Source organism: Polaromonas sp. P1_G2, from assembly GCF_056405515.1.
The window spans coordinates 1-391 of record NZ_JBFUBY010001501.1; the positions used below are offsets into that span (position 1 = coordinate 1).

The window sequence follows — 391 nt, forward strand, 5'->3', positions numbered from 1 at the left end:
GTCGTTGCCGGCGCCCAGGTCGATGTCAACGCCATTGGCAGCCCCGCCAAAGACAACGTTGTCAGTACCTGTATTGCCAGCGATCACCTCGATATTCGAGACCGTGACTGTGCCGCCAGCGGTTCCGAAGTTGAGCGTGTCGTCGTCGGCACCACCGTTGACAACGTCGGTGTTGGCGTCGGCGAGGGTGATGATGTCGCTGCCCGATCCGGCAATCACCGTTTCCGTGTTCGACAGCGTAACATTGTTACCGTCGCCCTTGAGCGTCAGCTTGTCATTGCCGGTGTCGAGGTCGATGTTACCGCTGACGCCATCGGTGATCGTGATGGTGTCGTTGCTGCTCGTCAAGGTCAGGCTTGACAGATCCGAGATGCTACTGATGGTTTTGGTT

The 391-nt window shown here is 58.1% G+C and carries 1 protein-coding gene; it reads right to left on the bottom strand.

Annotated elements, in window-relative coordinates:
- A partial coding sequence (locus tag AC1D0P_RS31270; RefSeq protein WP_477680277.1) for a hypothetical protein occupies positions 1-348 on the bottom strand: 348 nt, incomplete at its 3' end.
- Positions 349-391: the final 43 nt, after the last annotated feature.